This is a genomic window from Akkermansia sp. JRP_AM1 (genome assembly GCF_049262625.1).
Classification (GTDB): domain Bacteria; phylum Verrucomicrobiota; class Verrucomicrobiia; order Verrucomicrobiales; family Akkermansiaceae; genus Akkermansia; species Akkermansia massiliensis.
The window spans coordinates 1,756,236-1,777,071 of the sequence record NZ_CP118234.1 but is presented as its reverse complement, the minus strand read 5'-3'; the positions used below and the strand labels follow the sequence as shown (position 1 = coordinate 1,777,071).

The 20,836-nt window shown below is 56.5% G+C and carries 22 protein-coding genes and 1 pseudogene; 21 read left to right on the top strand and 2 right to left on the bottom strand.

The annotated features are described in order from the left end of the window. Positions 1-10 precede the first annotated feature (10 nt). From PVA48_RS08445 to PVA48_RS08365, 17 genes are all read left to right on the top strand, one after another. Entirely contained in the window at positions 11-988 is a 978-nt protein-coding gene (locus PVA48_RS08445) for a GDSL-type esterase/lipase family protein (RefSeq protein ID WP_102728725.1), read from the top strand. Positions 989-1,223: 235 nt separating this feature from the next. After that, entirely contained in the window at positions 1,224-1,685 is a 462-nt protein-coding gene (locus PVA48_RS08440) for a DoxX family protein (RefSeq protein WP_022396489.1), read from the top strand. Between the two features lie 103 nt (positions 1,686-1,788). Further along, positions 1,789-2,619 carry a phosphoribosylformylglycinamidine cyclo-ligase gene (locus tag PVA48_RS08435; protein ID WP_423231587.1) on the top strand — a complete coding sequence of 277 codons (831 nt, stop codon included), beginning with the start codon at positions 1,789-1,791 and terminating at the stop codon, positions 2,617-2,619. Continuing rightward, a complete protein-coding gene (locus tag PVA48_RS08430) occupies positions 2,505-2,789 on the top strand; it encodes an AIR synthase-related protein (RefSeq protein WP_423232508.1) in 285 nt (94 codons plus the stop codon). Before PVA48_RS08435 ends, PVA48_RS08430 begins: the two co-directional genes overlap by 115 nt. 65 nt (positions 2,790-2,854) lie before the next feature. After that, the gene (locus PVA48_RS08425; RefSeq protein WP_022396487.1) at positions 2,855-4,774 is read left to right on the top strand and encodes a glutamine amidotransferase; all 1,920 of its coding nucleotides are present in this window, start codon (positions 2,855-2,857) and stop codon (positions 4,772-4,774) included. 60 nt (positions 4,775-4,834) lie between these two features. Beyond that, positions 4,835-5,407, top strand: a complete 573-nt coding sequence (locus tag PVA48_RS08420) for an RNA polymerase sigma factor (RefSeq protein ID WP_179218865.1) — start codon at positions 4,835-4,837, stop codon at positions 5,405-5,407. A 106-nt stretch (positions 5,408-5,513) separates the two neighbouring features. Beyond that, complete coding sequence (locus PVA48_RS08415; RefSeq protein WP_102722652.1) at positions 5,514-6,035, top strand: hypothetical protein; 522 nt, start codon at positions 5,514-5,516, stop codon at positions 6,033-6,035. Between the two features lie 72 nt (positions 6,036-6,107). Further along, positions 6,108-6,917 carry a PDZ domain-containing protein gene (locus tag PVA48_RS08410; protein ID WP_146019197.1) on the top strand — a complete coding sequence of 270 codons (810 nt, stop codon included), beginning with the start codon at positions 6,108-6,110 and terminating at the stop codon, positions 6,915-6,917. Positions 6,918-7,029: 112 nt separating this feature from the next. Next, positions 7,030-7,398 carry a hypothetical protein gene (locus PVA48_RS08405; protein WP_022396483.1) on the top strand — a complete coding sequence of 123 codons (369 nt, stop codon included), beginning with the start codon at positions 7,030-7,032 and terminating at the stop codon, positions 7,396-7,398. A 13-nt stretch (positions 7,399-7,411) separates the two neighbouring features. Beyond that, complete coding sequence (locus tag PVA48_RS08400; protein WP_022396482.1) at positions 7,412-7,951, top strand: flavoprotein; 540 nt, start codon at positions 7,412-7,414, stop codon at positions 7,949-7,951. Positions 7,952-8,015: 64 nt separating this feature from the next. After that, the gene (locus PVA48_RS08395) at positions 8,016-8,600 is read left to right on the top strand and encodes a hypothetical protein (protein ID WP_022396481.1); all 585 of its coding nucleotides are present in this window, start codon (positions 8,016-8,018) and stop codon (positions 8,598-8,600) included. 15 nt (positions 8,601-8,615) lie between these two features. After that, a complete protein-coding gene (locus PVA48_RS08390) occupies positions 8,616-8,861 on the top strand; it encodes a hypothetical protein (RefSeq protein ID WP_423231586.1) in 246 nt (81 codons plus the stop codon). Continuing rightward, positions 8,792-9,664, top strand: coding sequence for a M23 family metallopeptidase (locus PVA48_RS08385; protein WP_423232507.1), 873 nt, complete (start codon positions 8,792-8,794; stop codon positions 9,662-9,664). The genes PVA48_RS08390 and PVA48_RS08385 overlap by 70 nt, the downstream gene beginning before the upstream one ends. A gap of 7 nt (positions 9,665-9,671) precedes the next feature. After that, positions 9,672-10,652: a tetratricopeptide repeat protein gene (locus tag PVA48_RS08380; RefSeq protein WP_423231585.1), complete on the top strand. Its 981-nt coding sequence runs from the start codon at positions 9,672-9,674 to the stop codon at positions 10,650-10,652. Next, a complete protein-coding gene (locus PVA48_RS08375; RefSeq protein WP_423231584.1) occupies positions 10,652-12,334 on the top strand; it encodes a tetratricopeptide repeat protein in 1,683 nt (560 codons plus the stop codon). Before PVA48_RS08380 ends, PVA48_RS08375 begins: the two co-directional genes overlap by 1 nt. Positions 12,335-12,350: 16 nt before the next feature. Further along, positions 12,351-13,694, top strand: coding sequence for a PPK2 family polyphosphate kinase (locus tag PVA48_RS08370; RefSeq protein ID WP_423231583.1), 1,344 nt, complete (start codon positions 12,351-12,353; stop codon positions 13,692-13,694). Between the two features lie 215 nt (positions 13,695-13,909). Further along, the gene (locus PVA48_RS08365; protein ID WP_022396477.1) at positions 13,910-14,659 is read left to right on the top strand and encodes a DeoR/GlpR family DNA-binding transcription regulator; all 750 of its coding nucleotides are present in this window, start codon (positions 13,910-13,912) and stop codon (positions 14,657-14,659) included. Between the two features lie 59 nt (positions 14,660-14,718). On the opposite strand, the gene PVA48_RS08360 is transcribed toward PVA48_RS08365, so the two are convergent. Next, on the bottom strand, positions 14,719-15,006 hold the full coding sequence (locus PVA48_RS08360; RefSeq protein ID WP_022396476.1) for a GNAT family N-acetyltransferase: 288 nt from the start codon (positions 15,004-15,006) through the stop codon (positions 14,719-14,721). Between the two features lie 212 nt (positions 15,007-15,218). Here PVA48_RS08360 and PVA48_RS08355 point away from each other — a divergent pair, with 212 nt between their 5' ends. Genes PVA48_RS08355 through PVA48_RS08345 form a run of 3 tightly spaced genes read left to right on the top strand, consistent with a single transcriptional unit; the run spans position 15,219 to position 18,708 of the window. Next, positions 15,219-17,027 carry a hypothetical protein gene (locus PVA48_RS08355; protein ID WP_423231582.1) on the top strand — a complete coding sequence of 603 codons (1,809 nt, stop codon included), beginning with the start codon at positions 15,219-15,221 and terminating at the stop codon, positions 17,025-17,027. Then, positions 17,024-17,929, top strand: coding sequence for a hypothetical protein (locus PVA48_RS08350; RefSeq protein ID WP_423231581.1), 906 nt, complete (start codon positions 17,024-17,026; stop codon positions 17,927-17,929). The genes PVA48_RS08355 and PVA48_RS08350 overlap by 4 nt, the downstream gene beginning before the upstream one ends. 32 nt (positions 17,930-17,961) lie before the next feature. Next, positions 17,962-18,708 (top strand): autotransporter outer membrane beta-barrel domain-containing protein, encoded by a 747-nt coding sequence (locus PVA48_RS08345; RefSeq protein ID WP_215832659.1) that lies wholly within the window; start codon positions 17,962-17,964, stop codon positions 18,706-18,708. Between the two features lie 157 nt (positions 18,709-18,865). Here the strand turns inward: PVA48_RS08345 and PVA48_RS08340 are convergent, their stop codons facing one another. After that, on the bottom strand, positions 18,866-20,065 hold the full coding sequence (locus PVA48_RS08340) for a cysteine desulfurase family protein (protein WP_423231580.1): 1,200 nt from the start codon (positions 20,063-20,065) through the stop codon (positions 18,866-18,868). 61 nt (positions 20,066-20,126) lie between these two features. On the opposite strand from PVA48_RS08340, the pseudogene PVA48_RS08335 reads away from it, so the two are divergent. Beyond that, a pseudogene (locus PVA48_RS08335) lies at positions 20,127-20,809 on the top strand (phosphopantothenoylcysteine decarboxylase). Positions 20,810-20,836 lie beyond the last annotated feature (27 nt).

Genomic DNA, 20,836 nt, shown 5'->3' with positions numbered 1-20,836 from the left:
CCACCATACCATGAACCTTCATCTTCTCTTCGCTTCCCTGGCCGCGGCCCTTTCCCTGGGCACCGCGGCACAGGCCGTCCCCACCAAAGTAGCCTGCGTGGGGGACAGCATCACCTTCGGCTCCGGCCTCCAACCCGGAGATGCCCGGTATCCGCAGGTGCTCGGCACGCTGATGGGCCCGGACTTTGACGTCCGGGGATTCGGCAACCCCGGAAAAACGGCGGGCGACTATCCGGGCCAAGTGGGCCGCTGGTACGGCAGCACCAAGGAACACAAGCAATCCCTGGAATTCAAGGCGGACGTTTACATCTGCAACCTGGGCATCAACGATACGGGCCGCTGGTGGGACCCCAAGCTGTTCGCCAAGGGTTATGACGACCTGTTCAATGCCTGGAAATCCGCCAATCCCAAGGCCAGATTCTTCGCCTGGGGCCTGCTGGGTCCGGACTACCGCGGCCCGCTCAACAAAAAGGCGTTCCCCGGCAACTGCTACCCGGATGTGCGCAAATACGCAGGCTCGGACAACGGCTCCGCGGCCAACCGTCCGGAAGCGGAAAAACTGATCGCCACCGTGGCGCGCAAGCACAAGGTCGGCCTTTTTGACGCGCTGCACCCCCTTTCCGATCATCCGGAATGGTATGTGGACGGCCTGCACCCCACGGAGCCGGGCGCGCGGCGCATTGCTGAAATCACCTTCGCCAAGCTGGCAAAAAGCATGAAGCTCAAGCAGCCCGCCCCCAAGCTGGAACCTGGCATCGGCAACGTGATTATCAACAATTCCGGAGACTCCGGCATCCTGCTGGACGGCTGGAAGCTGACGGACGGCTCCAATACGCTCGTCTTTGAAAACGCTACCGTCATCCACCCCAAAGACAGGCTTATCATCACCATAGGCGCGGAAACTCAAAAGGACCCGACCAAGCCCCTGGAAATCAAATCCGCCAAATCCCCCTCCGCCTTCCGCCTGATTCCCGCAAAAAAGCATTGAACACCCCTTGAAAAACCTATTGAAGAGGCTGTCTGCCAGCCTCTTCAATAAGAAACATTATCTCCTTCTCCACCCGCGCGCGGCAGTGTCTGCCGGCAGGCCGGAAACTGCGGAAAGTGCCCGGCTTCTCCTCAAACGGAACGTCCGCGCAGCAGGCCGCTTCCTCCTGGTTCCGGATATTTCATTTCATCCTATTTTATTTGAGCATTTCTGCCGCACGAACGGTCTACAGTGCATGGAACAGAATAAATGCAAATCATCCGCGTGCTGCCTGCTGGGCTCTTTCTCCACCAACACCAGCATGGACTTCGGCGTCCTATTGCTGCGCCTGGGCGTAGGCGCGATGATGCTTGTGCACGGCATCCCCAAGCTGGGAATGCTCATCAGCGGAAACTGGGCGGCTTTCCAGGACCCGCTGGGAATCGGCAACTTCCTGTCCCTGCTGCTGTGCGTAGGCGCGGAATTCGGATGTTCCATCCTCATCTTCCTGGGGCTCTTCACCCGCCTGGCCTCCCTTCTCCTGATCATCAACATGTGCGTGGCTCTCTTCCTCGTCCTGGGCCTCTCCGGCTGGGGCGCACAGGAGCTCGCCGCCATCTATCTGCTGATTTACCTGACCCTCTTCTACACGGGACCGGGCAAATTCTCGCTGGATGCCTGGTGGCTCTGGCGCGACTGCAAGATAGAAGTGGAATAAAAAGGCTTCCTCCTGCGCGGCCTATGGCAAAAATACTTCTTTTTTCACTCGCCGCGGCAGGAGCCTTCCTTTAGGATGCTGGCACACCCAGTCCATCCGTTCAATGTCCGGCAAACTAACCTACAAGCAATCGGGGGTCGATACCAAAGAAGCAGCCGCTTTCGTATCCGACATCAGCTCTCACGTTAAAAGAACGCAAAAGCAGAGATCCCTGCACCAGGCCTTCGGTCTTTTTGCCGCCGCCTATGACCTGAGCTCCTACAAGGAACCGGTCATCGTCACCGGATGCGACGGCGTAGGCACCAAGACGGAAATCCTTTTCGAACTGGACATGGTGGAAACCGCCGGCAAGGACCTGGTGGCCATGAACGTCAACGACATCCTTACCACGGGCGGAGACCCTCTTCTTTTCCTGGACTACCTGGGCATCTCCAATCTGGAACAGGAACGTACCCGCATCACCCGCCTGGTGGCCGGCATGTGCGACTATCTGGAATCCTGCAACTGCATCCTGGCCGGCGGAGAAACGGCGGAAATGCCCGGCGTGGTTCCGGAATCCATCGTGGAACTCTCCGGCTTCTGCATCGGATGCTGTGAAAAAAGCAAGCTGATCGACCCCAAGACCGTTCGCCCCGGAGACGTATTCATCGGCTACAAATCCGACAGCTTCCATGCCAACGGCTGGAGCCTTATCCGCCGCATTCTGGAGGAAAACCCGGACGTGGTTGATGAAGAGGAACTCCGTTCCCTGCTACAGCCCACCCGCCTGTACCATGACGTGGTGGCGGACATGCGCCGCTTCAACGTCATCCCGAAGGCATACGCCCACATCACGGGGGCGGCCTTCCGGAAAACCTGGAACGCTTCCTGGGCGACTACGGCGCGGACCTCACCATTCCCTGCTGGGACAACACCGCAGCCCAGAAAATCCTGAAGCATGTGGACCCGCAGGACCGCTTCAACACCTTTAACATGGGCATCGGCTGGGTAGCCATCGTGAAGCCGGAGGACGTGGAAGCCGCGCTGAAGGCAGGCCCCGGCGGCACCGTCATCGGCACGTTGAGAGAAGGCCGCGGCATTCATGTCAAGGTACAGGGCGAATAGAGAAGGCACCATCTCCTTGCAGCGGATACACCACACTTACAGGACAATCTTTTCATCACAATCCCATGAGCGATTTTCTTAAACACGAGTGCGGCGTAGCCGCCATTCGTCTGCTTAAGCCTCTCTCTTATTTTCAGGATAAATACGGCTCCACCCTCTGGGCGTTCAACAAGCTGCTCATCCTGATGGAAAAGCAGTACAACCGCGGCCAGGATGGCGCGGGCATCGGCTGCGTGAAACTGAACATGCCCCTCGGCCAGCCCTACCTGTTCCGCACCCGGGACGCCAGCAAGGACGCCCTCACCACCATCTTCAACGGGCAAATCAAGAAGCTTAACAAAAAAGTCCGCCGCGGTCAGGTCAACCTGAAAGACGCTGAAGACATTAAAAACAACTTTGACTACGGCGGGGAAATCCTGATGGGGCACCTCCGCTACGGCACCTCCGGCCTCTTTGACGAAGGCTCCTGCCATCCCTACCTGCGCCGCACCAACTGGCCGACGCGCACCCTGATGGTGCTGGGCAACTTCAACATGACCAACACGCCGGAACTGAACCAGCGCATGATTGAGCGCGGCCAGCATCCCGTCTTCGGCACGGACACGCAGACCGTCCTTGAAGAAATCGGCTACCATCTGGATGAAGCCCATACGGACCTTTACCGCGCCCTGCGGGACAGCGGCATGCCCGGCCCGGAAATCCCCCATGCCATCTCCTCCCGGCTCAACATCCAGGAAATCATTCACAACTCAGCCAGGCAGTGGGACGGCGGCTACGCCATCATGGGCGCCATCGGCAACGGGGACTACTTCTGCCTGCGGGACCCGCACGGCATCCGCCCCTGCCACTACCTGATTACGGATGAATTCATTGCCGTGGCCTCTGAACGCGTCCCGCTGATGACCGTCTTTGAAGTGGAAAGCGAACAGGTGCAGGAACTGCCGCCGGCCAACATGCTTTCCATCAAGGCGGACGGCACGCACGTCATCACGGAATTCACCACGCCCCTGAAACCCACGCCGTGTTCCTTTGAAAAGATATACTTCTCCCGCGGGAACGACCCCATCGTGTACCGGGAACGCAAGGCCCTGGGCGCGGCGCTGACCCCGCAGATCGTGGACTCCCTGGAAGACCGCTTTGACAAATCTGCCATCACCTACATTCCCAACACGGCGGAAACCGCCTACTACGGCCTGCTGGAAGGCCTGCGCGTCTACCGCCGCAAGCGCGTGCACGCCCAGCTACTGGAAGCCCTGAGAAACGGGACCCTGGATGAAAACATGCTGGACAGCGCCATCCTGAAACGGTGGCCGCGCGGTGAAAAAATCGCCCACAAGGACATCAAGATGCGCACCTTCATCACGCAGGAAAAGAGCCGCGCGCAGCTTGTCTCCCACGTATATGACCTCACCTACGGGGCCGTGGGACCGGAAGACGTGCTCGTCGCCATTGACGACTCCATCGTCCGCGGCACCACGCTGAGAAGGTCCATCCTCCGCATCCTGGGCCGCACCAATCCGCGGAAAATCGTCGTCGCCTCCACCGCTCCGCAAATCCGGTATCCGGACTGCTACGGCATTGACATGTCCGAACTGGGGAACTTCATCGCCTTCCAGGCGGCAGTCTCCCTGATCAAGCAGCACGGGCAGGCCCGGTTGCTGGAAGAAGTATACAAGGCATGCAAGGAGGAACTGACCAAGCCCAGGGAAGAACGGCGCAACTGCGTCAAGGCCATTTACGAAGGCTTGACGGACGCTGAAATCTCCCGTGAAATCACCCGCCTGGTCACTCCGCACGACGCCCCGTGCCCCGTGGAAGTCATCTTCCAGACCATCGAAAACCTGCACGAATCCATAGAAGGCCCCTGCGGCGACTGGTATTTCACCGGAGACTACCCGACTCCGGGCGGATATACCACAGTTAATGTGGCATACATGCGCTGGTTTGAGGGTAAAGGGGGGCGTGCATACGATTTGCCCTTGTAGCGGGTCCCTATTTTTGGGTATTCTGCTGCTAATATGTCGGGACCCATTGCATATACGACCTTGGAAGACACTGAACTGGTCGCCAGGGCGCGGGAGGGAGATTCGCGAGCTTTTGACGAACTTGTCATTCGCCACAGCCGCAAGCTCCATGCCACCCTGTACCAGATGACGGACAACTACGACGATGCCTATGACATCGCCCAGGAAGCGTTCTCCAAAGCCTACCGGGCCTTGCGCTACTTCAACGGACAAAGCGCCTTTTATACATGGCTGCACTCCATTGCCGTCAACCATGCCAGAAACTTCCTGAAAAAACGCAACCGCAGGATGACCTACAGCCTGGACGACGACGAGTACGGCGACCATACGGAAAAGGACATGAACATGGCTGACGAAACGGACGGAGCGGACCCTGAACGACGCACCCATCTGAACGAACTTCAGCTCAAGATTAATGAAGCATTGAAAAAACTATCCACCAAGCACAGAGAAGTCGTTGTGCTTCATGATGTAAAAGGACTCAACCACACGGAAATATCCGCCCTTCTGGGCATCTCTGAAGGAACGCTCAGATCACGTCTGCATTATGCCCACAAGGAGCTGCAAGGCCTGCTGGCGGAATATCTGAGTTAACGGTGGAAAAAATATTGAACATCGGTTCCCTCCGCCCTGTCAAACGCATAGTCCCAGATTCGGGACTAAAACACCCTAACCTTTATTACACTTAACATCAACGACGATGGATAAACAATCCACAGAACATAACGAGGAAACTCTGGTTGCCATGCTGGCATCTTTCCGTAAGGAAGCTTGTTACCATGACAACTTTGAAGAAGATTTCCTCCGCAATTTTCATCTTAGAAAGGAAACCGATCCGGCTACCCACTCTGCTTGGAAATTGTTACTCGAACGCCTGGACAACTATCTGCAGAACTTTCGTGGCTGGCAGTGGGTCTATGCTTCCATGTCCATCGTGACATTGGCTGCGGTAGGCGTTATTATCGCATCCGGGAACATGGATGATCCTTCCGACTCTTACGCATCCTCCACCAAGGATAAGGAAGAGATTCTCCTGAAGGAAAAAGCGGTTCCCGTAAGTAAGGAAACTATTGAACAACCCTCAACCGAAGTCGCCCCTGCGGAAAAACCCGAATTCACCACGGGAGCGCCTTCATATGAAACATCGGCCAACGACAATCAGCTGAAAACTGATTCCAATACCGATAAAAAACCGGTATCCCGAGTTCTCATCGAGATGTAACAATCCATGATGAACCTGGCTCCGATATTGGCGGGCATAGCCGTTGCAGGCTTGATTTATCAAGCGGCGGCCGTGCCTGCCCCTTTTAAGGTAGAAGCCATTCCCCACCAGGCGGAAGGAGAGCCGTACACGGCCATGGCGGCGCAGGTCGGAAAAGACATGCTCGCCTCCCTGATTCCCTACCGGGTCTTTAAAAACGGCGGTGTGACCTACTACCTTGGGGACAAGGACACCCCTCCCCTTCAGGTATGGGCCCAGGAAAAGCTCACGGGCCTGACGATTTTCAAGGTGGACGCTGCCCGCATACACGACGGGCAGGCGGTTGTGACGCCCTCCGGCCTTCTCAAGCGCGGCGACAAGCTGGCCTTTGCCAGCAGCCGGAATGAAACCACCCTGGGAATTTACGTGGGCATGGAGCACTCCATAGGAGACACCAGCTTCCCGCTGCGTCTTGTCCGCGCCCAATTCCCCAAACTGGCTGCGCCGCCCATCGGCCAGCCGTGCTATGACGCTGAAAACCGTCTGGTCGGCATCGTGCTGGGAGTTTCCCGCAAGGGAACCTGCCACCTGCTGCCCGCCCAGGCCATCTCCTTCCTGGCAGCCCATCCGGAAGCCAAGAGGGTGCGCCTGGGATGCCTGCTGGATATCAACGCCTCCACTCCCGTCATTGAAGGCCTCATTAACGGAGGCCCTCTCGCGCGGGGAGGCATCCAGACAGGAGACATCCTCATCAGCATCAACGGCACGACCATTAACAACTACGGGGACATGCTGGATGCCACCTATTACCTCACGGGGGAAAAGCCTCTGACCGTTGAAGTCATTCGCGGCACCCAGGTGGTAAAAAGCAGGGGCATCATCCCCACGCAGGACTCCCGTTAATCCGGAACCCCGGCTCCCAAGGGAATGCCGGGGTTCGGAACGGTCCTTCTCAAAATCGGCCCGTGCCTTGTTTCAGGCTTGAACTAACCCGCCGGCGCACTTAAAAAAGGGCGTGCTTCAAATCGTCTTCAATAAAATCAGCGCTGCGGAAGTATCCAGCATCCCCACCCTGGAACAACTGGACCTGCTCGGGGACTTCCAGGTCTCTGAATCCACCCTCCAAACCCTTGATGACGCCCGCTTCGGCAAGATGGAAAAGGATGGCAAAATTCTTTACCGCTACGTAGCCAGGGACTACCGCATCTACTTTGAAGTCATTGAAGGCAAAGTGGTCGTCCACCGCGTTCTGCACGCCAACAGCCTGAACGACTTTCTGTTCCGCACCAACATCTCCCCGACCGCAGGGGAAGATGAAATCCTGAGCCAGTCCAAACACTTCTGGAAACTCATTGACGAAGGCAAAAAAGCCTCCAAAGCCTGACCCCTCCCCACCCATGGCCTGCATCATTCTGGGCATCACCGGCTCCATTGCCGCGTACAAGGCGGCGGACATCGCTTCCGCCCTCGTCAAAAGCGGGCATGAGGTGCACTGCGTCTGCACGGCCAAGGCCCTGGAATTCGTTACAGCCCTCACCCTGCACACAATCTCCCGCAATCCCGTCTTCTCCTCCTTTGAGGATGAAAAGGCGGACTGGGTTCCCCCGCACATCCAACTGGCCCAGCGGGCGGACCTTCTGCTCGTGGCCCCCGCCACGGCCAACACCATGGCCAACTTCGCCCACGGCTTCGCCCCGGACATGCTCAGCTCCCTCTATCTGGCCTGCCAGGCCCCGGTGCTCATCTGTCCGGCCATGAACGTCCACATGTGGGAACACACGGCCACGCAGCAAAATGCGGCCGTCCTGAAACAAAGAAAGGGCCACTGCATTCTGGGGCCCTGTGAATCCGGCGTGCTGGCCTGCGGAGCGGAAGGAGCGGGAAAACTGATGCCAGTAGACCTGATTGTTCAAAAAACGCTCTCCCTCCTGCCGTAACGGCGGCATAAAATTACTCCATGCCTGTTTATTGGTTTGCCCCGGGAGAACTAAATCTTTTATCATGGACATTATGAAAATGCTCCTGTTCTTCCTTGGCTCCCTCATGCTCTGCTCCTGCGGCCCGGACAAGTATCCCGTCAGCTTCCACATGGAGACGGGAGCGACGGACAGCAAAAAATTCGCCTTTGAGCGGGACGGGCATTACTACAGCAAGGCTCCCTTCATTTCCCAGAAGGACATTGAATCCTACTACTCCTTCCCGGCAGAGGACAATACCTACGGCATTGTGGTCAATGTCAGAAAAGGCCTGGACAGCCGGGTAGAAGGAGTAACCGCCGCCAACCTCGGCAAGCAGATACTGCCGGTCGTCAACGGTCATGCCATGCAGCCTCTGCGCCTTTACAACAAACCCGTTACCTCCGGCAAACTGGCCGTCATGGGCGGCTTCTCCCCGGCGGACCTTGCCGCCATGGCGGAATTCATTCCTCCGGCGGACCCCAAGAGGGAAGAGCCCATCAACAAGCTGGCCGCCGTCACCAAGCCCCTTCTTCCCATCAAGGACCCCACCCAGGAAAAGAAGGAAGCCAAGGAGCCCGAAGAACATAAGGACCGCACCGTGGTCAGCACCCGCCGGGGGCGGATCTGATCCAGCACCCCTTGTATGAGCATGCACGGCAAGTTCTTCCCTTCCCTGATCGGCATCCTCTTGTTCTTCTGGAGCATGCCATTCCTGATGGCGGATATTGTCGTGCGCTTCCCCACGGAAAACACGGCCTTGCTGGACAACCGTCCGCAGGACTTCTACATGTACGTGGACCGGAACTTTGAAGGGAAGAAATCCCAGCCCTGGGAGGCGGAGCCTACGGCTTTACCCGGACCCTCGTCAGAACCCAGGCAGGCCCCGTAGCCGTCAAATTCCATGAAGGAATCGATATCAAGCCGCTCAGGCGCGACGCCTCCGGCATTCCGCTGGACGACGTGCATCCCGTAGCCGGAGGCACCGTGGTCCACGCTTCCGCCAACCCCACCCACAGCAACTACGGCCGCTATGTGGTCATCGAACACCAATTGGCGGACGGCCCGCTTTACAGCCTGTACGCCCATCTGGCTTCCGTCTCCTGCAAGGAGGGGGACCGGGTAGGCACCGGAAACGTCATCGGAAAACTGGGCTACTCCGGAGTGGGCCTGAACAAAACACGCGCCCATGTGCATCTGGAACTTTGCCTCAAGCTCCAGGACGACTTTGAAAACTGGTATTCCAGCCTGAAACTGGGTACCCCCAACCGCCATGGCGCCTACAACGGCCTGAATCTGGCCGGTTTTGACCCGGCCCCCGCCCTCATGCAGTGCAAGGACGGCGCGGAATTCTCCCTCTCCCGCCATATCTCCTCCCTGCCCGTTCAGTACGTCGTACGCGCTCCATCTACCGGAAGCCTGCCCAATCTTGTCAAACGCTACCCCTTCCTGCTGAAACCGGGACCGGCCAATCCCAAGTCCTGGGAAATCAGCTTTACGGGAACGGGAGTTCCCGTTTCCGTGACTCCCTCCGACCAACCCTGCACGGAACCCTCCGTCATCCGGGCTGTTCCCCATCCCTTCTCCCAACTGTACAGGACCTGCAACCGCGTTTCCGGCTCCAGCAAAGATCCGAAGCTGACCGCCTCCGGCAAACGCTACATCCGGCTCATCTTCATGGGGCCTGAATCATAATCCTACGATGATGCACACCTTCTTCAGTCCCCGTTTTTCCCTTGCCGTTCTTACGTCCTGCGCGGCTTTTCTGCTCACCATGGGGGGCACTCCCCCTGCAGCCGCGGCAACACCTCCTCCGGAGGCTCCCCTCTCGCAGGACAGGCAGGCCCTCCTGAAAAATAAAAAATACCAGCAGGGTCTGAAAGCCCTGGAAGACCGCCTGCCCCTGGAAGCCAGCAAGCATTTTCAGGAATGCCTGAACTCCAAAAATCTTCCGGAATCCCAGAAAGCCATCATCCGCCCCTTCCTGGCGGAAGCCCTGATCCGCGCCAGAAAAACGGAAGAAGGGCTGACTGCCTGGGAACAACTTCCGGACTCCTCCATGAAATCATACTGGATGGCGGCGGGCCTCTTTAACAAAGGCTCCTTTACCAGGGCCCTGGAAAAACTCTCCTCCATTCCTGAAACGGACCCGCTCTCCCTCTACGGCTTCCAGCTGAAAGCCCAGCTCGCGCGCCAGCTTCAGGACCGGCAGCTTTTACTGGATGCCCTCACCAGGCTGGGGCAGGCGGAATCCACCGCCATCTCCCGGACCGCGCACGTCCTTCTGGCGGACGTTCTGGTGAACCTGGGGCGCTATGCGGAGGCCGCCGCCATTCTTGAACAATTCAAGACGGGAATGGACGACGGCACGGCCAGGGACCTGCCCATGCGCTCTTATGCCGAACTCGTGGAAGGCAAACTGGCCGACAAACAGGGGAACCTGGACCAGGCCATAAAAATCTTCGCCGCCGTCATGGACAACAAGGCCTATCCGGGGAAAATCCGGATCTGGGCCGTCTGGCCCTCGCCAGGGCGGAAATCGTCCGGGAGAAAAACAACCCGGAACAGGCGGAAGAGGAAACGCGCGCCCAGCCTCAGGAAGAGGAAGCCCCACACACTGCCGGAACGGCGGAAGAACGCCTGCTGGCGTTCATTGGCGGCAAATCGGAATCCTCCCTGCTGATGGACGCCTTCAACATCCTGCTGGAGGAGGACATCTTCCGCACCAATCCCCAGGCGCTGGAAAAACTCACCGGCTGGGTGAATGCCAGGGATGCGGGCCGCCAGCCGGCAGCCATGTATGCCATGGGAAGCCTGCTTCTGGCAAAGGACGACCTGGCGGGAGCTGTCAAAATGGCGGAGGACGGCCTCTCCAAATATCCTCAGAGCCTTCCCGTCCAGACCCTTTCCCTGAATACCATCACCACTCTGCTGGACAAAAACCGCGTGGAAGACGCGGAACGCCTTATCTCCAAATATCCCGGAACGTCCCCCGGCCTCGTCTTCCAGCAGGGAGCCCTGGCCTTCCGCAAGGGAGACTACCCTCTGGCGCAGAGCCTCTTCCGGGAAGCAGCCCGGCGCGCCTCTGAAAAAACGGCGGAAAGCGCCCTGTTCAATGAAAATCTGGCTGCGCTGAACGCCAATGACGCCGCTGGAGCCGCCGCCCTGGTCAAGGAAGCCGCCGGCTCTGCCCAGCTCCGGGAACACATCCTCTTTGAACAGGCCCATTACGCCGCCAAAAGAATGAACCCCCAGGCTCCCGAACTGCTGGCGTCCTTCGTGGCACTGGCGACAGACCCGGCCCTGAAAACCCAGGCCCGGCTGGACCAGGCGGAAGTGGCCCTGAACCTCAACCCGCCGGACCTTGAAACCGTGCAGGCCATTCTTCCGCCGCTGGAAAAAGAACAGCTGACTCCGGAACAGACCATGCAGCTTGCGCGGCTGAACATCCTGGAGGCGGAAAGCCGGCAGGAATGGCCCAGCGCCATCCAAGCCTGCCGCCAGGCCATCGCCCTGGATTCGGAAGGCAAACAGGCGGACATGCTCTATCTCAAGCTGGGGGAACTCCTGTACAAGAACGGGGATTTCCATGAAGCGCAGCTTGTCCTCCAGCCCTTCCCCTCCAAATACCCTGGCAGCCCCCTCCAGGCGGCGGCCCTCTTCCTGGCCGGAAAAGCCGCCCAGCAAAGCAACACCGGCAATACGCTGAAAGCCGCCCTGAACATCTTCAAAACCCTGGGCGCGGGGGACACCCCCTTTGCGCAGCCCGCCAGGATAGAAGAAGCCTCCGTCCTGCTGCGCATGGGAGAAGCGGACCAATGCATCGCCGCTCTGGAAAACCTGCTTTCCTCCCCCCTTCCGCGCTACATGCGCCTGCTGGCCCTCTCCATCCAGGCGGACGCCTGGGTGACGAAGGAAGACACCCATTCGGACACCCTCCGCAAGGCCATCAACCTGTGCACGGAAATTCTGGACACCCCCAACCTGGGCCTGGCCTGGAAATTCAAGGCCCTCACCCAGCGGGCCCAATTCTACGAACGGATGAACGACCAGAAAAAGGCGCTGGATGACTACGCCTCCATCCTGGCCCATACGCCCAGCGGCAGTTCCGCCAACAAGCGCCGGGACTGGCACTGGTTCTACAATGCCGGTTTCGCCTCCATCCGCCTGCTGGGCCAGCTCCAGGACTGGGACGGCGCCCTGGCGCTGGCTAAAAAACTGGCGCAGACCTCCGGTCCCAGAGCCAGGGAAGCGGCGGCCTACGCGCGCCGCATCCAGCTGGAACACTTCATCTGGCAGGATGAACCGGAAAATGCCGCTCCAGAAACCGGAAAGCCGGAAACGCCGGCTCAAACCGCCAGTTAAGCCGCCCCCTCCCGTCATGGACACTCCATCTACAGCCAAAAACTGGAGACTCAACGCAGCAGCCGTCATCATGGACGCCGACGGCTACGTGCTGCTGGGCAAGGACAACGGCCGCAACCCGTACTGGCACTTCCCGCAGGGAGGCGTCATTAAAAATGAAAGCATTGAACGGGCGCTCGCGCGGGAGGTATGGGAGGAAGTGGGCCTGCGTCCCACGGAATACACCATTGTCAGTCGCCTCCCCGGCCTGCGGTACAAATACCCCTCCGGCAACCGCAAAGTCACGCGCTGGATAGGCCAGGAGCAAACCTACTTCCTGGTGCGCTGCAAGGCCAGGCGCCCCAAGACGGACCTGCACCGCAGCCCTGAATTCTCAAAAACGAAATGGATACCCCTCCAGGACCTCAAGCTGGAGATGTTCCCCAAATTCAAAAGGAAAGTCATCAAGGACGCCCTTCAGCAATTCTTCGGGCCGGATTTTCCGGCCAAACCCGCCGCCATGAAAACCTCTTCCACCTCCTCTCCCGCTTCTTCAACGTTAACTTCGCATACAATGAACCGTTACCTGGTGCCTCCGGGCAAAAAACTGCGTTTAAAGGATTACTCTCCGGATGACAAATCTCTCTTCTCCGGAACCAAGGAAGAATCCCTGGTTGAATTCGACAAGCTGAGGGAAGAACTGCAGGAACTGCAGAAAAAACTCTTCGCCCAGCACAAGCACAGGGTTCTCGTCATTCTGCAGGCCATGGACGCAGGCGGCAAGGACGGATGCGTCAAGCACGTCTTTTCCCGGGTGGACCCGCAGGGGCTGCACGTGGTTCCCTTTAAAAAACCCACTATTGAAGAACTGGACCACGACTTCCTGTGGCGCGTGCACAAGGAAGTGCCCGCCAAGGGGCAGATTGCCATCTTCAACCGTTCCCATTACGAGGACATCATCGCCGTCCGCGTGAAAAAAATCTTCCCGGACCCCGTCTGGAAGCGACGTTACAAGCACGTTCTGGATTTTGAATCCATGCTTGCGGAAGAAGGCACCGTCATCATCAAGCTGTTCCTGAATATTTCCAAGGCGGAACAGAAAAGACGGCTGGAATCCAGGCTCCAGGATCCGGACAAACTTTGGAAGTTCTGCATGGACGACCTGGATGACCGGAACCGCTGGGACGAATTCCAGACGGCCTATCAGGATCTCATTGAAAAAACGTCCACTCCGGATGCTCCCTGGTACATCATTCCGGCAGACCGGAAATGGTACAGGAACCTCGTCGTCGCCCGCCTGATGGTGGAAAAACTGCGCCATCTCCAGCTCACGTTCCCCACTCCCAACTTCAATCCGGCGTCCATTATCATTCCAGATTGATAAACTCTGTCATACCGATAACTAGTTTGTGCATCATAAAATTATTTTTGTACATTTCTCGGTATTCAATTGTCCCATTATTACAAAATCTGCATTATTCACAATAACAATCAAAACTTAGAATTTCTAACGCTTGACTGGGACAGTGAAAAATTGTTAGAAAACAACTTAACACCTAGAACGTGTAAACATTCTATATAGAAAAACAGAACCCAATGTATTTAGCATCCCAACGTAAAGAGTTCATTCTGAAAACGCTGGCCGAACATGGAGCCGCAAGAACCATTGCTCTGGCCAAACAGATGAAGGTCACGGATGAAACGGTCCGTAATGATTTGATTAACCTTGAGAAACGCGGCTTTCTCAAGCGCGTCCACGGCGGCGCTCTGGCCCTTACCCATAAATCCCTCCATGAAGACATTGTCACTCAAGACGATGTTTCCATAAGGATTGCAAAAAAAGCCGTCCAGAACATCCCCGCTTCCGTGGTCATGTTCATTGACAGCAGCACCATGGGCTACCAGATCTGCAACCACATTAATTCCAGGGATACGCACGTGGTTTCCAACAACCCCACGCTGCTGACCCGGCTTGAAGGCATTCCGAACCTGAGCTTCTACTGCACGGGCGGACGCTTCGACCGCGAAGCCCTGGTCTATGTGGGACAGGAAGCCGCCAAGGCCGCAGGTTCCCTGAGCATTGACATGGTTGTACTGACGCCGGACTGCTACTCCCCCAAGCATGGCGCCGGATACAAGAACATGCTTCAATCCGAATTCATCAAGAGCGTCATTCCCCCGGATGCCAAGGTGATCATCGCCATGCCTTCCACCAGCGTAGCGAACAACCCGGCATTCTATACCGTTGCGCCCTCACAGATCTCCATGCTCATCACTGATGAAGCCCTTTCTCCTGAAATGGCTGACCAGATTGAAAAGAGCGGCGTCAAGGTGGAGCTCGCCTGACGCCGGCCTGCTTTACAGGGGGCGGAAGTTCTTCGGAACTTCCGCCTTTTTTATGATGATCATATACTCTCTCCTTTCCATTCCGTCCAGTACTCCCGGCTTCCTGTCAGCTCGTCATCCCTGGAGCCAATCTCCTCAAATCCTCCACGCCTGTAGAACGCGCGGGCACGGGCGTTCTCCTCGTAAACGCCCACCGTCAGCATCCCCTTGCTGTGCTCCTTCACCCAGTCCAGCAGAGCCGTGCCTATTCCCTCGCACTGACGCTCCGGCGCCACAAACAGAGCGGCTTCTTCCCCTTCCCCCACCAGGCAGGCAAACCCGACAACACGGCCGCCGTCCCTGCACATCCATGACCCTTACGATTACTTAGGGATGCACCCTTACCGTGATTTATGGCCGGTCACACCATTTTTGAGCTGATAACAGTTTATACTTGACCATCCCCTGAATTTATCTGAAAAGAAAAATCGCTTATTTAGTATTTGGAAATGAGTAAAGGTAGGCTTGTTTCAGAATTGTATAAATAAACGAAAAACACCATAGATTTTCTGCAATAAACATGGAAAAGATTGCTGCTTCCCTGTTGGCGACAGCTGGTATTGCCTGCGCCCAAACATACAACTACGATTCCTCCTCTGAAACGCTTGTGATAACAGGCAAGGGCAATACGGTTGCCGACCGCATTACTCTGGAAGGACCAATAACCCCCGGGAGCACAGTCCCTGGGACTTCGGAAATATTCGGAGACACAAAAGAAATTATCTTAAAAGACGTTTGGACATCTCCCGATTCGATCCGCATTAAATATGTGGAGCCGACTTCTGAGGGAAACAACACGACGCTGAAATTAGAAAATTCGCGTTTGGGCGCATCGGGGGACTTTGATAAAGGCGGCACGGGGTTAATCCTTATTTTGGATTCCCAATCCAGTCTTGAACTATACGGGAACCGGCTCACCAACACAATCAGAATCGAAAACCAAGGCAACATAAGATGCACAAACGGCACTGTAAGTGCAAGCTCGTATTTGTGGGACAACAAGACAACCACAGGTTCTTCAGGCGTTCTGGGCGGAAGTGGATATTATAGCTTCGGGAACGTTTCCTCTATCGAGACTAATAAAGATTTCGGACTCATCAAGACCAGCGGTCAAATTACAGACCTCGAAATTTCGGGAATTTACACTGTGGACGGGAATTCCGCAAAAACAATCGACGACGACTCCTACATCGTGGGTGTGAACACGTCGAGCAGTTCTGACGGGCAGGCGATGACGATTTCGGGTTCACTTACAATCAATGCAAAACAAGGCACGGGGATAGGTATACTGGCCAACCAGCTCGGCAGCGACGACGTTTCGCTCAAAAATAACTATTCGGGCCAAATTTACGTGACAGCAAAAGACGCCTTCGGTGTAAAAGTTGGTAAAAACGCGGCCAAGGACCCCTCTGCTGCGGGCGACATCTACTCGCTTTCCGTGGGCGAACTCGACATCGAAAGCACAATCACTTCGGGCAGCACGCAGGGTGAAGCAACGGGTATATACGCAAAAAGCGTCAAGCGCGATTTGACAGCAAATGCAATCACAGTAAAGGGGTACACCAATGCAACCGGTATCCATCTGACGGAAGGCGGCCGCAACCTCACCATATCCGATATGCAAGTAAGCGCGGGAATCAGCGGCAACGCAGCAGGCATAATCGCCGCGCCAGGCAGAGATAACCCTGTTTCCACAGCCGGAAACCTCGAAAACATCAGGATAGATAATTTGGAGGTTTCAGGCGGCGCAGATGCCACGGGTATCTTTGCAAACTCCATTACAAAATCGGGCCAAAATGAAAACATCATAGGCAACATTACGGTTTCGTCTGAAAACGGATTGGCAAACGGTATTTTCGCCGACAACGCTGACATCACCCTCGGCGGCAAAATCCTATCCTCAAGCGAAAACTCCAACGCCTACGGAATTTGGACGGAAAACGACCTTTTCTTAAAAATGCTCGATGGTTCGGAAATCTCGGCAATCGCTGCAAACGAAAACTCCAGCGCCCAGGCAATCCGCTCGAAAAACCTCTATCTGACATTCGACGGCAGCGCGACGATAAATGGCGACCTCATGGCGGACGCCGGCATGGAGCTAAACAACGGAGGCAATGTAGTCGTCAACGGCAATATCGAGGGTAAACATCTTGCCGCAGAATCAACAATCGGCACGGTTTCAGGCAAAATGAAATTCGACTCGGTTGCCGGCCTGAACATTACCGCATCAGTGGGTTCGCTCGAAATCGGTACGTCGGGCGAGGATTCGGGTATATTAAAGTCAACACAGTCGAGACATCAGCAAACATTTCAAACGCCGTTTTGGTGACAATCGAAAACGCAAACGGCAACGTCTCGTTCAACTCGGTTAATTCGGCGACGGTAAACAACGCCGTTGGCGACATCTCAGCAACAAATGTCACTAACGGACTGAACGTCGGCGATGTCGGCAACATCCGCGTAAGCGGTACGAATGTCAATGTGCTTGACGGCAAAACTGTGAGCGGCGACATCGTTTCGACGACAGACCTCATACTGTCAAACGAAGGTTCGGCAACACTCACGGGTTCAGTTTCGGCGGGCGGGAACAGACTTACGATAAACAGTGTCTTCGGCATAAACTCTTCAGCCGCGACCGTAATCAGCGCGGGGACACTCGGGGGCGCGGGCTTGCGCGGCACCATCAACAACCACTACGACAACATCTTCGGTTTCTCCGCAACCGACGACTCTTCGGGAAGCCTCACCGCCGCAACCGCCTTGAAAGGCACGCACGACGTCGTCTCGAACAACATTTCGGGCATGATTGACGGCGACTTGGATCCTTTTGAAAACACCTACATCACCGTGAAGTACGTCAACGTCGGCAGCAATGTCGGCTACGAAATCAAGAAGAACACCTATCTTGCCGAAGCAGTTGCGACAAACGAATTCGAAAAGGCGTTGGCAAAAACCTACGACGATCTTGAATACATCGACGGCGACGACGCGGCGAACGAGGCGGCAGTTACCAAAAAACGTAATTTCGCCGCAATGGTAAAAAGCGGCACACTGGGTGCGATACTTCCGCAGTCGGTAGTGCACAGCGTGCGCATGAACATGGATCTTGCCGACATAATCCACCTCGACACGCTCAACCGCACGAGCGCGGCAATCGACGGCCTCGGCGCAAAAAGCAGCGGCACGGAAGTTTCGGGGGGCGTTTTTCAGGCATTACCGTCCGCAACATAAACAGGTTTGCCACCTACGGCGGCGATGAAAACATGGATGGGTCGAGCGACTATATTTCGGGCGGCTTGGTGAATTTTGAATACACGGCGGGTAACACGTTTCTTGCGGGCTTCGGCTTCGGCGGTTTTCAGGCAAAATCGTCAGGCAAGGGCAACTGCGGCAAGGCGGAAACCCAAAGCCTTGCGGTCAACGCCTACACCGACTGGCGGTTCTTCGGCAACTTTGACTGGTACTTCGGTGCAACCTATGCTTTCGGCATGAACAAAGCCGAAAGGATGAACATCCTGAACAAAAGCAAAGCCGATTGGAATTCAAACCTCATCGGTGTCTTCACGGGCGTTCGATACGCGTGGAAGCCTTTTGCCGACACCGGATTTTACCTGAAACCCACAATCGGCGTAAACGCGGACTTCCTGATGAACCCGTCGTTCACGGAAAAAAGCGGGGAAGAACGCATGAGCGCGGAATCAGAAAACTATACAAGCGTGAAGTCGCTTGTGGGAATTGAGGGCACTTACGCGTTTTCAAACGGCTTCTACTTTACGGGCAGAATGTTCTACACGCACGAATTTTGCGACGACCGCTACGGAGTAAATGCCATGCTCGGCTCTTCCTTCATAAGGGTAAGGGGCTGGAAAATGGACAGGGACGCTGGCGTATTCGGCGCAGGCATCGGATACAGCATCACGGAACAGTGGAGCGTCTATGCCGACTATGCCGCGGACGTTTCGGACAAAGTGCGCCACAACGTCAATATGGGCGTCACGTTTAAATTTTAAGTCGATTCGCGAATGAGCAAAAAATCTGCAATATATTTCTGCCGCAATAGAATCGCCTCATAAACATCTGTAAAAGCATTGATAGGGAGGGAGCCGCTGTTACTGAGCTCCGGTGTCATGGAACACAAACGGCTTTCTGTAAAAGCGCCCCAGCCTCTCAGCCCTTCCATTCTGGCCTGTACACGAGCACCGGGCCGGTACGCGAAGACTGAACGCCGCGCACCTTCCGAACGGCGGAGCCCACCAGGGCGGCAGCCTGTTCCACCTCCTCCTGCGTCGTCATGAAAGACAGGGAAAAACGCAGGGAGGAACGTACCGCCTCATCAGACAATCCCATGGCCGTCAGCACGTGGGAAGGCATCGGCTGCAGCGTGTGGCAGGCAGACCCAGCCGAACACAGCAGGCCGGCAGGTTCCAGCAACAGCATCAGCGCTTCCGCCGTACATCCGTCAAACGCCAGATTGGAAGTATTGGGAATACGTTCCGTTCCGCCGGAATGCACCGTCACGCCGCCCACCTGTGCCCGCAGGAGAGACTCAAAAGAATCCCGCATCCGGGACAGCCGTCCGGCGTCCTCCTCCAAGTGCCTCAATGCCGCCCGCGCCGCCGCACCAAAACCAATGATTCCCGGAACATTCTCCGTGCCGGACCTCAAACCGTACTCCTGCCCCCCGAACAGCAAAGGGGAAAAAGGAGCCCCCGCTCTCCTGTACAGACATCCAATCCCTTTGGGGCCATGGAATTTGTGTGCGGATACGGAAGCATAATCCACTTCCATTCCATGCAAATCCACGGGAATTTTTCCGGCGCACTGCACTATATCCAAATGCACGGGAACTCCATGTTTCCCGGCGGAGGAACACAAAACCGCCGCATCCTGCAATGCGCCTGTCTCATTATTGGCCCAGGCAAAAGAAACGCCGGACACGCCCCCTGCGCACATGGACTCCCATTTTTCCGGAACCGCTCGCCCTTCCCTGTCCACGGGGCAGACACAGCCGCTGCCCAGGGCCAGGGCCGTCTTCAAGGAGGCGTCATGGTCCGTGGACAAAACGCCTATCCCTCCCTCCCGCTCCCCGGCCATCTGGCGGAAAGCCATATTAGACGCCTCCGTTCCGCCGGAAGTAAATACAATTTCCGAAGGAAATGCGCCCAACAGGGCGGCAACGGCCGCACGGGCTTCCTCCACCGCCTCGCGCACGCTCCTGGCGCAGCCGTAACCGGCGGACGGGTTGAAAAACCGTTCTTTTAAAAACGGCTCCATGGCCTCGTAAACCTCCGGGGCCAGCGGTGTGGTAGCGTTATTATCCCAATAAATCACGCCTTCATAACTCCCCCAATCGCGGGAAGGAGTCAAGCCGGAACATAATGCGCAGCTGCACAAGATCACTCTTCACTTTTACCCGTGATTCCGCATAATGCCTCTCATGCGTTTTCTTATCACGGCAGGCCCCACCAGAGAAGCTATTGACCCCGTCAGATACCTCACCAACCACTCCTCCGGAAAAATGGGGTATTGCCTGGCGGAAGCGGCTGTTCACGAAGGCCACAGCGTCCTTCTCATCTCCGGCCCCACTTCCCTGGACATCCCGCACGGCGTGGACTTCCTGCCGGTTGAATGTGCACGGGAAATGTATGATGCTGTCAAAAACCAGGCTCCCTACGCCGACGCCGCCATCCTCAGCGCCGCCGTAGCGGATTATCGCCCCGTTTCCGTTCCGGACCGCAAAATCAAGAAAACGGGGAGCGCATGATTTTGGAACTGGAACGTACTGCGGATATTCTTGGCTCCATGCGCGCGGAATTCGGCTTCAGAGGCATTCTGGTAGGCTTCGCGGCGGAAACCCATGACGTGGAAAATTACGCGCGCGGCAAACTGGAACGCAAGCGGTGCGACATGATTGTGGCCAACGACGTTTCCCGCAGTGACATTGGTTTTAACTCCTCTGAAAATGAAGTGCTGCTCGTTTACCCGGACCGGACGGAGCTTTTGGAAAAAGCGCCTAAAACGCAAATTGCCTTTCAAATCATTGAGCGCGCATGCCGTCTCGCACAGGGAAAAGCTCCGTCATGGCGCACGGCAGACCCGTTCCACGCTTGAACCGGAAGAAGGTTTGCCCCACGATCC

Bases quoted from the DNA above. Each gene is read 5' to 3' on its own strand.
- PVA48_RS08445 (WP_102728725.1), top strand. From the start codon at position 11: ATGAACCTTCATCTTCTCTTCGCTTCCCTGGCCGCGGCCCTTTCCCTG.
- PVA48_RS08440 (WP_022396489.1), top strand. From the start codon at position 1,224: ATGGAACAGAATAAATGCAAATCATCCGCGTGCTGCCTGCTGGGCTCT.
- PVA48_RS08435 (WP_423231587.1), top strand. From the start codon at position 1,789: ATGTCCGGCAAACTAACCTACAAGCAATCGGGGGTCGATACCAAAGAA.
- PVA48_RS08425 (WP_022396487.1), top strand. From the start codon at position 2,855: ATGAGCGATTTTCTTAAACACGAGTGCGGCGTAGCCGCCATTCGTCTG.
- PVA48_RS08415 (WP_102722652.1), top strand. From the start codon at position 5,514: ATGGATAAACAATCCACAGAACATAACGAGGAAACTCTGGTTGCCATG.
- PVA48_RS08400 (WP_022396482.1), top strand. From the start codon at position 7,412: ATGGCCTGCATCATTCTGGGCATCACCGGCTCCATTGCCGCGTACAAG.
- PVA48_RS08395 (WP_022396481.1), top strand. From the start codon at position 8,016: ATGGACATTATGAAAATGCTCCTGTTCTTCCTTGGCTCCCTCATGCTC.
- PVA48_RS08390 (WP_423231586.1), top strand. From the start codon at position 8,616: ATGAGCATGCACGGCAAGTTCTTCCCTTCCCTGATCGGCATCCTCTTG.
- PVA48_RS08380 (WP_423231585.1), top strand. From the start codon at position 9,672: ATGATGCACACCTTCTTCAGTCCCCGTTTTTCCCTTGCCGTTCTTACG.
- PVA48_RS08375 (WP_423231584.1), top strand. From the start codon at position 10,652: ATGGACGCCTTCAACATCCTGCTGGAGGAGGACATCTTCCGCACCAAT.
- PVA48_RS08370 (WP_423231583.1), top strand. From the start codon at position 12,351: ATGGACACTCCATCTACAGCCAAAAACTGGAGACTCAACGCAGCAGCC.
- PVA48_RS08365 (WP_022396477.1), top strand. From the start codon at position 13,910: ATGTATTTAGCATCCCAACGTAAAGAGTTCATTCTGAAAACGCTGGCC.
- PVA48_RS08360 (WP_022396476.1), bottom strand. From the start codon at position 15,006: ATGTGCAGGGACGGCGGCCGTGTTGTCGGGTTTGCCTGCCTGGTGGGG.
- PVA48_RS08355 (WP_423231582.1), top strand. From the start codon at position 15,219: ATGGAAAAGATTGCTGCTTCCCTGTTGGCGACAGCTGGTATTGCCTGC.
- PVA48_RS08345 (WP_215832659.1), top strand. From the start codon at position 17,962: ATGGATGGGTCGAGCGACTATATTTCGGGCGGCTTGGTGAATTTTGAA.